The sequence below is a fragment of the Amycolatopsis sp. NPDC039088 genome (genome assembly GCF_055598845.1).
In genome coordinates, this window is record NZ_JBVKAE010000025.1 from 16,246 (window position 1) to 29,043 (window position 12,798).

Genomic DNA, 12,798 nt, shown 5'->3' on the forward strand with positions numbered 1-12,798 from the left:
GTAACCAGTGGCTCAGCGGCCTCCGGCACCGGGTCGATACCCTCGCTGGAACAGGTAGGAGGTTACGGGGTGCGGGTGCTGGACGTGGCGGCGGTGTCGGCCTGGTCGGCGGCCTGTGTGCACAGCTTGGCGGTACTGCGGCCGTCGATCGACGGCATCAACGTCTACCCGGTCGCCGACTCCGACACCGGCTCCAACCTGCTGTTCACCATGACCGCCGCCCGCGACGCGCTGGCCGGGACCGAGCCGGAGGACACCGCCGAGGCGCTGTCGGCCTTCGCCAAGGGCGCGGTGGCCGCGGCCAAGGGCAACTCCGGCGTGATCATGTCGCAGGTCGTCCGCGGTATCGCCGAGACGGCGGCGGCCAGGGAACTCGACGGGCCGGGGCTCGCGGCGGCGCTCGAATGCGCCGACAAGGCGGCCACGGGGGCGGTGAGCCGTCCGGTCGCCGGAACCATCCTCACCGTCCTCCACACCGTCGCCGCCGCCGTCCGCGACGCGACCGGGTCACTCGAAGAGGTGGCCGCGACGGCGGCGAGCGTCGCCGCCGAGGCACTGGAAGAGACCCCGAAACAGCTTCCCGTCCTGGCCGTGGCCGGGGTGGTCGACGCGGGCGCCCGCGGCCTCGTCGCGGTCCTCGACGCCCTTTCCGGCGTGCTCTCCGGCGGCGTCACCGAACCGGAGCATCCGCTCGAAGCGCATCACCACCACACGATCGAGGCGCCGACCGCCTGGGAGGTCATGTACCTCCTCGACGGCGTCGACGAGGAAAGCCTCCCCGCCCTGCGCAAGACCCTCAGCGGGCTCGGCGACAGCGTCACCGTCGCGGGTGACGGCGCGGGCGGCTTCGCCGTCCACGTGCACTGCGCGGACATCGGCGCGGCGCTGGAGGCCGGAATCGAGCTGGGCCGTCCTCGAAAAGTCCGGGTCGAGCCACTGATCACGCCGACGCCGGTCGAGGTCGGCGGCGGGATCGATCGTTCGGTGGTCGCGGTGGTCCACGGCGGGCCGCTGGCGGAGCTGCTACGTGCGGAGGGCGTCGCGGTGCTGTCCGTGCCGCAGGGGGTCTCGCCGACGGTCGAGGAGATGCTGGGCCTGATCAACGAGGCCGCCGGGCATCACGTCACCGTCCTCCCCGGCGGCCATCGGCTGACCGCGGCGGCGGACGCGGCGGCGGGCCACGCGATGGCCGCCGATCGCGACGTCGTCGTCATCCCGTGTGTCTCGCCGGTCCAGGTACTGGCCGCGCTGGCCGTGCACGATCCGGACCGCCGCACCAACGACGACGTGGTCGCGATGGCCGAAGCGGCCGCCGCGACCAGGCGTGGCGAACTGCGGATCGCGCAGGAGGAATCGCTAACCTGGGTGGGCAGGGCGCAGGCCGGTGACGTCGTCGGCCTCGTGGACGGCGAGGTCGTGTTGATCGAGCCCGCGCCCGCCTCGGAGACGAACCTGGTCGCGGCCGCGGTCAGCGTGCTGAACCGGATGCTGGCCCTCGGCGGGGAACTGGTCACCGTGCTGACCGGGGTCGACGCGCCGGTCCGGCTTCCCGGTGAGCTCGCCGATCAGCTCCGCCTGGAACATCCCGAGATCGAGCTGACGAGTTACGCCGGCGGACAGTCCGACGCCGTGCTGCTGATGGGGGTGGAGTGACCGCATGACCAACCTGCGCGCGGACCTCAAGCTGGTCGTGGGCGCGGCGACGGCGAAGGCACTCGCCAACGGCCTCAAGATCGAGACGGTCAGCGACCTGCTGCGCCACTATCCGCGCCGCTACGCCGAACGTGGCCAGCTCACCGACATCGCCGGACTCGAACTCGGTGAGCACGCGACCGTGATGGCGCGGATCGAACGCGTCACCAAGCGCCGGATGAAGTCGCGCAACGGCACCCTGCTGGAAATGGTGATCACCGACGGCAAACGCCGTCTTCAGTGCACCTTCTTCAACCAGGCCTGGCGCGAAAAGGAACTCGCCCCCGGCAAGAACGGTCTCTTCGCGGGCAAGGTCACCGCCTTCCGCGACGTCCTGCAGCTGGCGAATCCCGAGTACGAACTGTTCGACGCCGAGCGGCAAGCGGAGGCGATGGACGACTTCCTCGCCGAGATCATCCCGGTCTACCCGGCGGCGCAGGGGATCCCGACCTGGGTGATCGCCAAGGCCATCCGGCAGGTGCTGGACGTGCTGGAGGTCGACGAGGACCCGATGCCGACGGAGCTGCTGGCCCGGTACGGCCTGCCCAGCCTGGAAAGCGCGCTCCGCGGCATCCACCGCCCGTCGAGCTGGGAGGCGCTGAACTCCGCGCGCCGCAGGCTCAAATGGGACGAAGCCATGGCGGTGCAGCTGATCTTCGCGCAGCGGCGGCACTCCCTGGTCTCCCGGCCCGCGAAAGCCTGCCCGCACACGGAGGGTGGCATCCTCGCCGCCTTCGACAAACGGCTCCCGTTCGAGTTGACGGCGGGGCAACGCGAGATCGGGGAAGAGATCGCCCGCGACCTCTCGACCGAGCATCCGATGAACCGGTTGCTGCAGGGCGAGGTCGGTTCGGGCAAGACCGTGGTCGCGCTGCGCGCCATGCTGCAGGTCGTCGATTCCGGACGGCAGGCGGCGATGCTGGCGCCGACCGAAGTGCTCGCCGCGCAACACGCGCGCTCGCTGCGCGAGATGCTCGGCGACCTCGGGCAGGCAGGCGAACTCGGCGGCGCGGAGAACGCGACGCGCGTGACCCTGCTGACCGGTTCGATGGGCGCCAAGGAACGTAAGAAGGCTTTGCTGGAGACGGTCAGCGGCGAGGCCGGGATCATCGTCGGCACGCACGCGCTCATCCAGGACACGGTGTCCTTCGCGGACCTCGGCCTGGTGGTGGTCGACGAGCAGCACCGCTTCGGGGTCGAGCAGCGGGACGCGCTGCGCTCCCGCGGTGCCGACGAGACCAGCCCGCACGTGCTGGTCATGACGGCGACGCCCATCCCGCGCACGGTCGCGATGACCGTCTACGGCGATCTGGAGATCTCCGCGCTGCGCGAGATGCCGGTCGGGCGGTCACCGATCAAGACGTCGGTCGTGCCGGTCGCGGAGCGGCCTGCCTGGCTGGACCGGGCTTGGCAGCGGGTCCGTGAGGAATGCGGCAAGGGGCATCAGGCCTATATCGTCTGCCCGCGGATCGGTGACGAACCGGCGTCGGACAAGGGTGACAAGCGGCCGGCGCTCGCGGTCCTCGAAGTCGCGCCCGAACTGGCCGAAGGTCCGTTGAAGGGACTCAAGATCGGGGTCCTGCACGGCCGGATGCCCAGCGACGAAAAGGACGCCGTGATGCGGGCGTTCTCCGCGGGCGACCTGGACGTCCTCGTCGCGACCACCGTGATCGAGGTCGGCGTGAACGTGCCGAACGCGACCGCGATGGTGATCATGGACGCGGACCGGTTCGGCATCAGCCAGCTGCACCAGTTGCGCGGCCGGGTCGGCCGGGGCAGCGTGCCGGGGCTGTGCCTGCTGGTCACCGAAACCCTGGACGGGACGACGACCCGTGAGCGGCTGGCGGCCGTCGAGTCCACAACGGACGGTTTCGAACTGTCCAGAATGGACCTCGAACTCCGCCGCGAGGGCGACATCCTCGGCGCCGCGCAGTCCGGCAAGAAATCGACGTTGAAACTGCTGTCACTCCTGCGTGACGAGGACGTCATCGCCGAGGCGAGGGCCCGCTCGTTGGAAATCGTCGAAAAGGATCCGGCCTTGGGGAATTTCCTGGGGCTCGCGCATATGATCGCCGACGTCGTCGACGAAGACCGCGTGGAGTATCTGGAAAAAAGCTGACATCGGGATCTCTGCCCGATCGGACCTTGTCGGCGGGCGGGGGCGAGGCGTTCCCTTGTTCTGCACAGTCTCGGCTGTGCGAGCGAGGGAGGCGGCGAATGACGTCAGCGGTGCGGGTCCAGCTGGGTGAGGACGGGGCCGACGCCGAACGGGTCGATCAGCTCACGGGATACCTCCGCGGGGAACTGATCGAACGCGGTGTCGCCGATGTCAAGGCGCTGCCTGCCGGTCCGGCTCCGCCCGGCTCGCGCGGATTCGACGTCGCCACGGTCGGCGGGCTGCTGGTCACGCTGGGGCAGTCGGCGGGCGGACTGCGCGCGATCGTCGCGACCGTGCGGGAATGGCTCTCGCGCGGTGGCCGGGTGAAGCGCACGGTGCGCCTGGAGATCGACGGTGACGTGCTGGAGCTGTCCGAAGCGACCCTCACCGACCAGGACAAACTCGTCGACCTCTTCGTGAGCAGGCATTCGGGATCATGACCGGCGAACGGCGTGCCCTGATCATCGCCAACGGGGAATACGACAACCCCGGGTTGAGCGCGTTGCGGTCCCCGGCCGCCGATGCCGAGGCGCTCGCCGAAGTCCTCGCCGACCGCGACATCAGCGAGTTCGACGTCCAGGTGGTACGGGACGAAACCGCGCACGTGATCGCGAGCCGGGTCGAGGATCTGTTCGCCGACAGCGCGCCGGACGACGTCCTGCTGGTGCACTTCTCCTGTCACGGCTTGAAAAGCGAATCGGGCGAGCTGTTCTTCGCCGCCCGCAACACCCGGCCGGAGCGGCTGGCGTCGAGTGCCGTGCCCGCCGATTTCGTCCAGCGCTGTATGCGGATGAGCCGGTCGCGCAGCATCGTCTTGCTGCTGGATTGCTGCTACGGCGGCGCTTTCAGCCAAGGGGTCGCGGTGCGCGCCTCCGGCGAGGCTGGAGTTCTCGACGCCTTCCCCGGCGGCGGTTTCGGCGGCCGCGGCCGCGCGGTGATCACCGCGTCGAACTCCATCGAGTACGCCTTCGAAGGCGATCACCTCGCCGACGACCACGCCCGGCCGTCGGTGTTCACCTCGGCACTGGTCGACGGGCTCCGTACCGGGGACGCGGACCGCGACGAAGACGGCTGGATCGCGCTCAGCGAGCTTTACGACTACCTGTTCGACAGCGTCCGCGAGCGGAACCCGAACCAGACGCCCAGCCGCGACATCGAAATGCAGGGCGAGCTCTACCTGGCCAGGAGCAGACGCCGCCGGATCAAACCGTCTCCCGTCCCGGCCGATCTGCGCGCGGCGAGCGAGGATCCGAACATGTTCACCCGCCTCGGCGCGGTGACGGAACTCCAGCGACGGCTCACGAGCGAGAACCTCTCCGTCGCGATCGGCGCCCACGAAGTCCTCACCACGATGGCGCAGAACGACATCCAGCACATCGCCGACGCGGCGAGCACGGCGCGGGAGGAAGCGCGGGTGCGCACCGAGCCCGAGGTGCTGCGCTTCGGCCAGGTCGTCCGAGGAACGCGGCCGGTAGCGAGGATCCGGCTCGCCGGGCCGCCGATCGCGCGAGCCTGCCGGTTCGCGTCGTCGCATTCCTGGCTGCAGGTGACCGAAGTCGCCGACGGGGCCGAAGTCTCACTGGACCTCGTGGAGGTCGGGCCGTTCGACGGCCGGGTCACCGTGACCGGACCGACCGGGGAGGTGGAGGTACGGGTCGAGGGCGAGGTCGTCCAGGAACCGGAACCCGTGCCGGCTCCCGAGCCCGAACCCGCGTCCGTCGCGGAACCCGAGCCCGTGCCGGAACCGGTTCACGCTCCCGCACCGACGCCCGTCCCGCACCCCATGCCGCCCGCCGAGACCGTGACCCCCCGGGTGAAGCCTGACCCGTTCGCCATCGCCGCCGCCTTGTTCGCGTTCGCGGCCGTGGTGTACCTAATGATCATCTCGTTCTCGCTCAGCAGCAGCGTGGAGGACTTCTTCGAGGATGGCGGCTGGACCGTCATGCCCCTAGTCGCCCTCGCGGCCGGGGCGGGGATCGCGATGTTCCCGGCGAGAACCCGCCGGATGACCGGGCCGGGGTTGGTGTGCGGGCTGGCGCTGCTCTCGATGATTCCGTTCGGCCCTGGTGCACTCGTACTCTCGAGCGGCTGTCTGCTCATCGCAGCCATCTGCGCGCTGGTGTCGATGCGCCGTGACCGGAGTTTTCGGCTGGGGCTGGCAAAACCGCGAGGCGGCCTCACCGTGGCGGCGCTGGCTTCCGGGATCGGCGGCGCGGTCGGTCTCGTAGTGGAGGCGATCGAGCTCCTCGACTACTCGTCGAGCCGGGCCGACGAGGCCGCGATCTACCTCCTGGTGTCGATGCTTCTCCTGATCGGGACCGTGCTCGGCGCGTTTCTGCGGCCGGCGGCGTTCGGGGTCGCCTTCCTCGGCGGCGTGGCAGGAGGCGGTGTCGTCAGGGTGTGCATGCTCATCTACGCGCTCCCGAGCAGCTCGCACGTGACCGGGGCGGGCTGGGCGATCGCACTGGCGATGGTGATCACGCTCGCCGTCGTCACCGCCTTCGCCGCGCGCAAGGCGACGGCGAAGAACTGACGATGGTCACGATCCGGCCCGCGACCGTCGAGGACGCCTGGCCCATCGCCGAGGTGAACGTCCGGTCATGGCAGTCGGCGTACCAGGGCCTGCTGCCCGAGGTCTACTTGCGCGATCTGTCGGTCGAGGGCAGGGCCGCCCGCTGGCAGCGGATCCTCGCCGATCCCGCCAACCAGGGCGACATCCTGGTCCTCGTCGAGGACGGGGCCCTCCTCGGTTTCACCGCCGTCGACCGGATCCGCGGCGAACTGCGCGCGATCTACCTCGCGCCGGAGCGCTGGGGCACGGGACTGGGCAGGCTGCTGCACGACACCGCCGTCGCCGCCCTGCGGGACGCGGGGCATCGCGAGGCGACGCTCTGGGTGCTCGACACCAACGAACGCGCCCGGCGGTTCTACGCCGCCGCGGGCTGGGTGCCGGACGGGGCGAAGAAATCCGACACCATGCCCGGCGAGGACGTCCTGCTTTCCGAGACGCGCTACAGGATCGACCTCGTCAGCGGGTGAACCAGGCGCGTTCCTCGGGTTTGTTGAGCGTGACGATGATGCCGATGGCGATGCCCATCCCGATCAGCTGAGTGATCGGGCCGCCGCTGATCAGCCCGATCACCGCGATTACCACGTTCAGTCCCTCCACGACGATGACCGCCACCCGCACCCAGGGCGCCCCGCTGGAGATCCGCACCGCGCTCGCGATCAGCACGGCGGCGACCACGAAACCGAGCAGCGCCAACACCAGTGCGAGGCCCGCCTCCTCGTTGCCGTGGTCGAGTGCGTTCATCGAGACCGCGGTCACGAGGGCGCTGACGAGAATGTTGAGGACCGCCTGGAGCCAGAGAAAGCCACGGACGAATTTGAGCTGGCGCGGCATTTCCAGCGGCCGGTTCCGGACTTCTTCGGTCATGACGGCTCCCTCTCTCGACACGAGGAGAACAGTGTGGGGCCCGGATGCCGTTGGTGTTGACGGCAAAACTGACCTCCAACGGCGGCGAATGGGTGGCGCCGGGGCAGGGTCGCGGCAAAGTCGGTGTGGGGTTCTTCCTGCGCATGGCCTGCGCTGGGATGACGGTTCAGCGGCTGCTGGGATCGACGACGGAGGATTGGGACGTTGAGTGTCCCTGATCCTCCGTTGATCAACGTCAGGTCGGCCATGACCTCCGGCAGACCCCGAGCGGGGAAGAATCCGGACGTCCAACGGCCGGAATCTTCCCCGCTCATCCACCTGGTTGGGATGGGTGAACGTGTCGTGGGGTGAGGGGGTGTGTGGATTTCGGGTCATCTAACGCGCCAAAATCCACACAGTGAGGGGACACCGTCCGCCGGGACCCGGTCACCGGCACACCGCACCCCGAACAAGCATTCCCGACTTTGCCGCGACCCTGACTCTGAGGGTAGGGAAGGTGGCCTTCACGGCTTTCTCCAGAGTGATTTGTGGGCATGGCGAGGGGCCCGTCGCCTACGTGGCTGGCGGGCTCCTCGGGTGATGCGGGGTTAAGCGGTGGCGCGGTGGAGGGTGTTGCGCCTGGGTCTTCGTAGCGGATCCAGATACTGCGGTGGTGTGAACTCCGGGAGGCCGTCGGGGGCCATGCGGACTTGCCAGTCGCCGTGGTGGATCAGCCGGTGGTGAAAACCGCACAACAAGGTGAGATTCCGCAGGTCGGTCGGTCCGCCGTCGGCCCAATGATCAATGTGGTGGGCGTGGCAGTGTTTCGGCTGTCGATGGCAGCCGGGGAAGGCGCAGCCTCGGTCGCGGATGTTGAGTGCCCGTCGTTGGCCTGGGGTGACGAATCGTCGTAGCCGTCCCATGTCGAGGGGTTCCCCGGCGGCGCTCAGCACTACCGGCAGCATCAAGCAGTCGCAGGCGGCGAGGCGTGCTTCGCGGGCGGTCATTTCCCCGACGAAGTCCAGGCACGCGGTCCCGACCCCGGACTTCAACTCGTCGAGGCCGATGGTGACGTGGAGCAGCGTCCGGTAGCCGGAGGTGCCGGGCTGATCCGGGCAGGCGATCGCCAGGTCGAGGATCTCGGCGAAGGCGTCGCCTTGGCGTTCCGGTTTGGTGCGAGGGTCGGCTTGGCCGAACTCGTCCACCGGGCGTGGTTTCGCGTAGGCATCAAGCACCGCCGCAGTCCGGGCCCCGAGTTCGTCATCCAGCAGGCCGGTCAGTTTCCAGAAGCCGTCTTTGCGGCGTTCCAGCGTGACTTCCCGCGCGGGCTGGGCGGGTTCGGGGTCCTTCGGCTCCTTGCCGTCAGGATTTAGCCAGGCCAGCAGGTTTTCTTCGGCCTGTCTGAGCTGTCTCGGCCCGGCCTCGCGAGCGAGGTCGGCGAGGATCTTTTCCGCGCACTCCCGATCCTCCGCAGCCACCTCCGCCGGGATCTTCTTCAGGAACTCCAGTATCTGATCGATGCGATGGTCTCCGATCGCACCATCAGCGGCCGCCGCGGCGGTGGCGGGCGCCAACGCCGGAATCTCGGTGCCGTCCAAGGCGCGGGTCGGGTTCAACGCGATCGCACGCCGCACGATCGGCCCCGCCTCGCCACGGGTCAATCCCGCGACATCGGCGAACCACGACACCGTGGAACCATAGCCATACAAGTCTTTCGGACCACGAGACTCAATCTCCGCCAGAAACCGCCCCAACGCGGCGGAAGCCACCCGGATCACTTGCAGGGACTGCTGCACGCCATGGCCAAGCTCCAGCTTGCCAGCGCGCCACAACTCCTGCGGCAGTTCAGGAAGGAAGGTCTCGGACACCTCTCAATAATATCAAACAATGATCGAACGTGTGTTCGTAATTTTAAGCGACATTGAATCGGCCGCATTGACCACTGAAGGGTGATGTAGCCAAATCAGCCGACTACGTTGCGAGACCCCGCCTTTAGAGGCCCCGACACTTGATGCGGCGTGTTGATCTTGAATGTCCGGTGGTCGGGCAAGCACGGGCATAGGTAATCATGAAGTTTCTGACGCTACGTGATCACCTGGACTGCCCGTGCCTGCTGTGCCATCTTCCCTCATCGACAACTCGATGACCTCGCGATCGATGGCTGCATCACGAAAGCCCCCTGTGGCGGGGATAAAGCGGGTTCGTCACCGGTGGATCGCCGCAAAGGCGGCCTGAAACGCTCCGCCGCCACCGATGCCGGCGGCGTACCCGTGGGCATCTTCTCAGCCGGAGCGAATCGGCACGATTCACCCTTGCTCGATCCCACTAACAAGGCTGTCAAAGAACAAGTCGGTGCTTTACCGCATAAACCGTTGGCGCACCTGGACTCCGGCTATGACGGCCAGCCCAGCCGTGACGTGCTCACCGACCACCACCTCGACGGCGAGATCGCGAAAAAAGGCATTCCCAGCCCTATCCAGGTCGGAAAACGCTGGGTCGTGGAACGCACGCACTCCTGGATGAACAACTATGGCAAACTCCGCCGCTGCACCGACCGCGACGGCGACATCGTCGACTTCTACCTCTACCTCTACCTCGCCGCCGCGTTCGTCACCCTACGTTGCCTGATCCAGCAAGCCCGCCAGACCTACCGCTGGGACGGCCGCCCCACGACCCGCCGACTCAAATAGCCCCTATTGCCGGAGCCTTTTAGTCGACTAAACGCGAAAGACCACAAAAGCGCCTTCCCGTGCCGCCACCGCCACCGCCCGCGCCGTCACCCGTGCGTCCGCCGGCGTAACGCCTTCCCGCGACACGAAAAGCCGGTAGAACACCGGCCCGCACACCGCCCGCACCACCTCGACCGCATCGGTCCCTTCGGGGACCTCGTCTCGCGCGATGGCCCGCTCCACGATCGGCGTCATGCGTTCATGCCGGTCCTGATAGAAGCCGTGCAGCGCCTCGGCCGCTTGCGGTGACTGGAACGCCGCCAGTACCGACGCCGTCGGAAGTTCCTTCAGTGCCGGTTCGGTGAAGTACCGCACGACCTCCGCCGCCACCTCGTACAGGTCGTCTTCGATCGATCCGGTGTCGGGCGCCTTCCAGTCGTCTTCGGTGCCCATCCGCAGCGCGGCGGCGACGAGGCCGTCCGGTGACGACCATCGCCGGTACACCGTCGTCTTGTGCACTCCGGACCGCTCGGCGACCGCGTCCACGGTCAGCTCGCTGAAGCCGCGTTCGGCCAGTAGGTCGAGGGTGGCGTGCAAGACGGCGAGACGCGTGCGTTCGGTCCGGCCGCCGGGCCGCTGGGTGCCGGAGGTTGCCAATTGCTACTCCTGTTGCGTTAGTGTGCTCAGTATGTCAGACCCAGCCGAGATCGCCGAACTCGTCGGCGACGCGAAGATCGTCGCCATCGGCGAGAACAACCACCACATCCACGAGTTCGGTGAACTGCGCAAGCGTTTGCTCCAGCACCTCGTCGAACAACACGGCTTCCGCGTGATCGGCTTCGAATCCGGCTTCGCCGAGGGGAAGCTTGTCGAAGAGTGGCTGAAAGGCGGCCCCGGTGACGTCGCCGACATCGGCCGTGACGGCTTCACCTTCTCCCTCGGCGAGTCGCCCGAGGCGCACGACATGCTGACGTGGCTTCGTGAACGCGGTGACGTCCGCTACTTCGGACTCGACGTGCCGAGTTCCGCGGGCTCGCCCGTGCCGTCGCTCGACGCGGTCCGCGCCTACCTGTCCACTGTGGACGAGCCCGCCACGAGTCTTGTCGACGCGGCGATCGAGGCCACCAGCGGTTACGCGTCGGTCAGCAGCGCGGACGCGCCTGCCAAGTACGCCGCCCTCGACGCCGCCGCGAAAGACAAGGCGACCGCGGCACTCACACGGCTCAAGACGCATCTGACGTCGCTGCGTCCCGTCTACGGGAACACCGAGGCGCAAACGATCGCGGAGCATCACGCCGACGGCGCACTGCGGGTCGACACCTACCTCGCCGAGGTCGCCGCGATGATGTCCGGTGGCGCGCCCGCCCTGCAGAGCGGTTCGCGTGACCTGTACATGGCCCAAACCGTCCGGCTGATCCGGCGGCTTCACGGCGACGACACGAAGATCGTCGTGATGCTCCACAACGGACACCTCCAGCGCGTGCCGTTCTCGCCGTTCCCCGGGCTGACCGCACCTTCGGCGGGCACGCATCTGGCCGCCGAGTACGGCGACGACTACTTCGCGCTGGCGCTCACCGCGGTCACCGGCAAGACCACCGGCCTCAAGCCGGATCCGGCCGCACGACTCGGTTTCACCGTGTACGAACAGGATCTCGACGGCCCGGCCGACGGGAGCGTCGAAAGCGAAGGTCCCGGGCTGGTGGACCTCCGTGCGCGACGTGGTACCGAAGGGCCCCGGAGCATCCGGCACGCGCATATGTTCAACCCCGTCGACGTCGTCAACGCGTTCGACGCGCTCGTCTGCTTGCCGGAATCGACGGTCAGTGGCCACATCGGACAAGACGAACCGAACGGGTGACACTCCGGGGTTGCCGCTCCCGGGGGACAGGCGTAGAGCCAAGGCATGATCATTCGACTGGTACGAGTCATGGCCGCGCTGGCCCTCTTGCTCTTCCTGGCGCAGCCTGCCTCCGCGACGGAAGTCCAGCAGAACCCGCCGAACTGGGGACTGGACCGGATCGACCAGCGAACGGGCCTCGACCAGCTCTATCACTACGAGACCGACGCCAAGGACGTCACGATCTACGTGATCGACAGCGGGGTCGACGCGGCGCATCCGGACTTCGGCGGGCGGGTGAAGCCCGGTAAGGACTTCCTCGACGGCGGCACCGACACCTCCGACACCAACGGTCACGGCACCTATCTGGCCGGGGTCGCCGCGTCGAAGACCTTCGGCGTCGCCAAGGGCGCGCAGATCGTCCCTGTCCGGGTGATCGACGCACAGGGCGGCGGCGCGACGGACAAGATCATCGCGGGTATCGACTGGGTGACGCAGAACGCGCGGCAGCCCGCCGTCGCCGTCCTCGGCATCGGCGGTGCGCCGAACGACCAGCTCGACGCCGCGGTCCGCGCGCTCGCGGCGGTGATCCCGGTCGCCCTCCCGGCGGGTGGTGAGGCCACCGACGCGGGGCAGTTCTCCCCCGGCCGGGTGACCGAAGCGCTCACGGTCGGCGCGACCGACGCCAGCGACCAGGTCGGCTCGGCGTCGAACTACGGCGAGGTCGTCGACCTGTTCGCCCCCGGTGTCGACGTGCCGGGACCCAACGCCGGGGGCAGCGGCGGCAAGGTACTGAGCGGGACGTCGTCGGCCGCCGCGCATGTCGCCGGGGTGGCCGCGCTGTACCGGAGCCTGCACCCGGGCGGCTCGGCGGCGGACGTCGCCAAGGCGCTTGTCGACGGCGCCGCGGTCGACGTCCTGACCGGTGTCCATGAGGGCACCGGGAACCGGTTGCTGCAGAGTCCGGGTACGCAACTCAAGCGGGGATGATGTCCATCACCTGGGCAACGGCTCCCGCCCTCCGGGA

Annotated in this window: 11 protein-coding genes and 1 pseudogene; 9 read left to right on the forward strand and 3 right to left on the reverse strand. The window is 68.4% G+C overall.

Annotated features, from left to right (window positions below):
• Window positions 1–69: 69 nt before the first annotated feature.
• The 5 genes from ACZ7KI_RS28475 to ACZ7KI_RS28495 all read left to right on the forward strand — a co-directional run bounded on the left by ACZ7KI_RS28475 (window position 70) and on the right by ACZ7KI_RS28495 (window position 6,889).
• Window positions 70–1,653, forward strand: coding sequence for a DAK2 domain-containing protein (locus tag ACZ7KI_RS28475; RefSeq protein ID WP_470276134.1), 1,584 nt, complete (start codon window positions 70–72; stop codon window positions 1,651–1,653).
• Between the two features lie 4 nt (window positions 1,654–1,657).
• A complete protein-coding gene (recG, locus tag ACZ7KI_RS28480; RefSeq protein WP_470276135.1) occupies window positions 1,658–3,811 on the forward strand; it encodes an ATP-dependent DNA helicase RecG in 2,154 nt (717 codons plus the stop codon).
• A gap of 98 nt (window positions 3,812–3,909) precedes the next feature.
• On the forward strand, window positions 3,910–4,290 hold the full coding sequence (locus tag ACZ7KI_RS28485) for an effector-associated constant component EACC1 (protein WP_470276136.1): 381 nt from the start codon (window positions 3,910–3,912) through the stop codon (window positions 4,288–4,290).
• Window positions 4,287–6,383, forward strand: coding sequence for a caspase family protein (locus ACZ7KI_RS28490; protein ID WP_470276137.1), 2,097 nt, complete (start codon window positions 4,287–4,289; stop codon window positions 6,381–6,383). The genes ACZ7KI_RS28485 and ACZ7KI_RS28490 overlap by 4 nt, the downstream gene beginning before the upstream one ends.
• A gap of 2 nt (window positions 6,384–6,385) precedes the next feature.
• A complete protein-coding gene (locus tag ACZ7KI_RS28495; protein WP_470276138.1) occupies window positions 6,386–6,889 on the forward strand; it encodes a GNAT family N-acetyltransferase in 504 nt (167 codons plus the stop codon).
• Here ACZ7KI_RS28495 and ACZ7KI_RS28500 read toward each other — a convergent pair.
• Window positions 6,879–7,286, reverse strand: coding sequence for a hypothetical protein (locus ACZ7KI_RS28500; protein WP_470276139.1), 408 nt, complete (start codon window positions 7,284–7,286; stop codon window positions 6,879–6,881). The genes ACZ7KI_RS28495 and ACZ7KI_RS28500 overlap by 11 nt on opposite strands.
• Before the next feature lie 44 nt (window positions 7,287–7,330).
• Between ACZ7KI_RS28500 and ACZ7KI_RS28505 the strand changes: the two genes are divergently transcribed.
• Complete coding sequence (locus ACZ7KI_RS28505; RefSeq protein WP_470276140.1) at window positions 7,331–7,504, forward strand: hypothetical protein; 174 nt, start codon at window positions 7,331–7,333, stop codon at window positions 7,502–7,504.
• A gap of 369 nt (window positions 7,505–7,873) precedes the next feature.
• Here ACZ7KI_RS28505 and ACZ7KI_RS28510 read toward each other — a convergent pair whose 3' ends face one another.
• A complete protein-coding gene (locus ACZ7KI_RS28510; protein ID WP_470276141.1) occupies window positions 7,874–9,133 on the reverse strand; it encodes an HNH endonuclease signature motif containing protein in 1,260 nt (419 codons plus the stop codon).
• 270 nt (window positions 9,134–9,403) lie between these two features.
• On the opposite strand from ACZ7KI_RS28510, the pseudogene ACZ7KI_RS28515 reads away from it, so the two are divergent.
• Window positions 9,404–9,955 (forward strand): annotated as a pseudogene (locus tag ACZ7KI_RS28515) (transposase); the annotation flags it as partial.
• Between the two features lie 27 nt (window positions 9,956–9,982).
• On the opposite strand, the gene ACZ7KI_RS28520 reads toward ACZ7KI_RS28515, so the two are convergent.
• The gene (locus ACZ7KI_RS28520) at window positions 9,983–10,591 is read right to left on the reverse strand and encodes a TetR/AcrR family transcriptional regulator (protein ID WP_470276142.1); all 609 of its coding nucleotides are present in this window, start codon (window positions 10,589–10,591) and stop codon (window positions 9,983–9,985) included.
• 31 nt (window positions 10,592–10,622) lie between these two features.
• On the opposite strand from ACZ7KI_RS28520, the gene ACZ7KI_RS28525 reads away from it, so the two are divergent.
• Both ACZ7KI_RS28525 and ACZ7KI_RS28530 read left to right on the forward strand, forming a co-directional pair.
• Complete coding sequence (locus tag ACZ7KI_RS28525) at window positions 10,623–11,792, forward strand: erythromycin esterase family protein (RefSeq protein ID WP_470276143.1); 1,170 nt, start codon at window positions 10,623–10,625, stop codon at window positions 11,790–11,792.
• A 45-nt stretch (window positions 11,793–11,837) separates the two neighbouring features.
• Window positions 11,838–12,761, forward strand: coding sequence for a S8 family peptidase (locus ACZ7KI_RS28530; RefSeq protein WP_470276144.1), 924 nt, complete (start codon window positions 11,838–11,840; stop codon window positions 12,759–12,761).
• Window positions 12,762–12,798: the final 37 nt, after the last annotated feature.

Coding starts and splice junctions, on each gene's coding strand:
- recG (WP_470276135.1), top strand. CDS start 1,658: ATGACCAACCTGCGCGCGGACCTCAAGCTGGTCGTGGGCGCGGCGACG.
- ACZ7KI_RS28485 (WP_470276136.1), top strand. CDS start 3,910: ATGACGTCAGCGGTGCGGGTCCAGCTGGGTGAGGACGGGGCCGACGCC.
- ACZ7KI_RS28490 (WP_470276137.1), top strand. CDS start 4,287: ATGACCGGCGAACGGCGTGCCCTGATCATCGCCAACGGGGAATACGAC.
- ACZ7KI_RS28495 (WP_470276138.1), top strand. CDS start 6,386: ATGGTCACGATCCGGCCCGCGACCGTCGAGGACGCCTGGCCCATCGCC.
- ACZ7KI_RS28500 (WP_470276139.1), bottom strand. CDS start 7,286: ATGACCGAAGAAGTCCGGAACCGGCCGCTGGAAATGCCGCGCCAGCTC.
- ACZ7KI_RS28505 (WP_470276140.1), top strand. CDS start 7,331: ATGCCGTTGGTGTTGACGGCAAAACTGACCTCCAACGGCGGCGAATGG.
- ACZ7KI_RS28525 (WP_470276143.1), top strand. CDS start 10,623: ATGTCAGACCCAGCCGAGATCGCCGAACTCGTCGGCGACGCGAAGATC.
- ACZ7KI_RS28530 (WP_470276144.1), top strand. CDS start 11,838: ATGATCATTCGACTGGTACGAGTCATGGCCGCGCTGGCCCTCTTGCTC.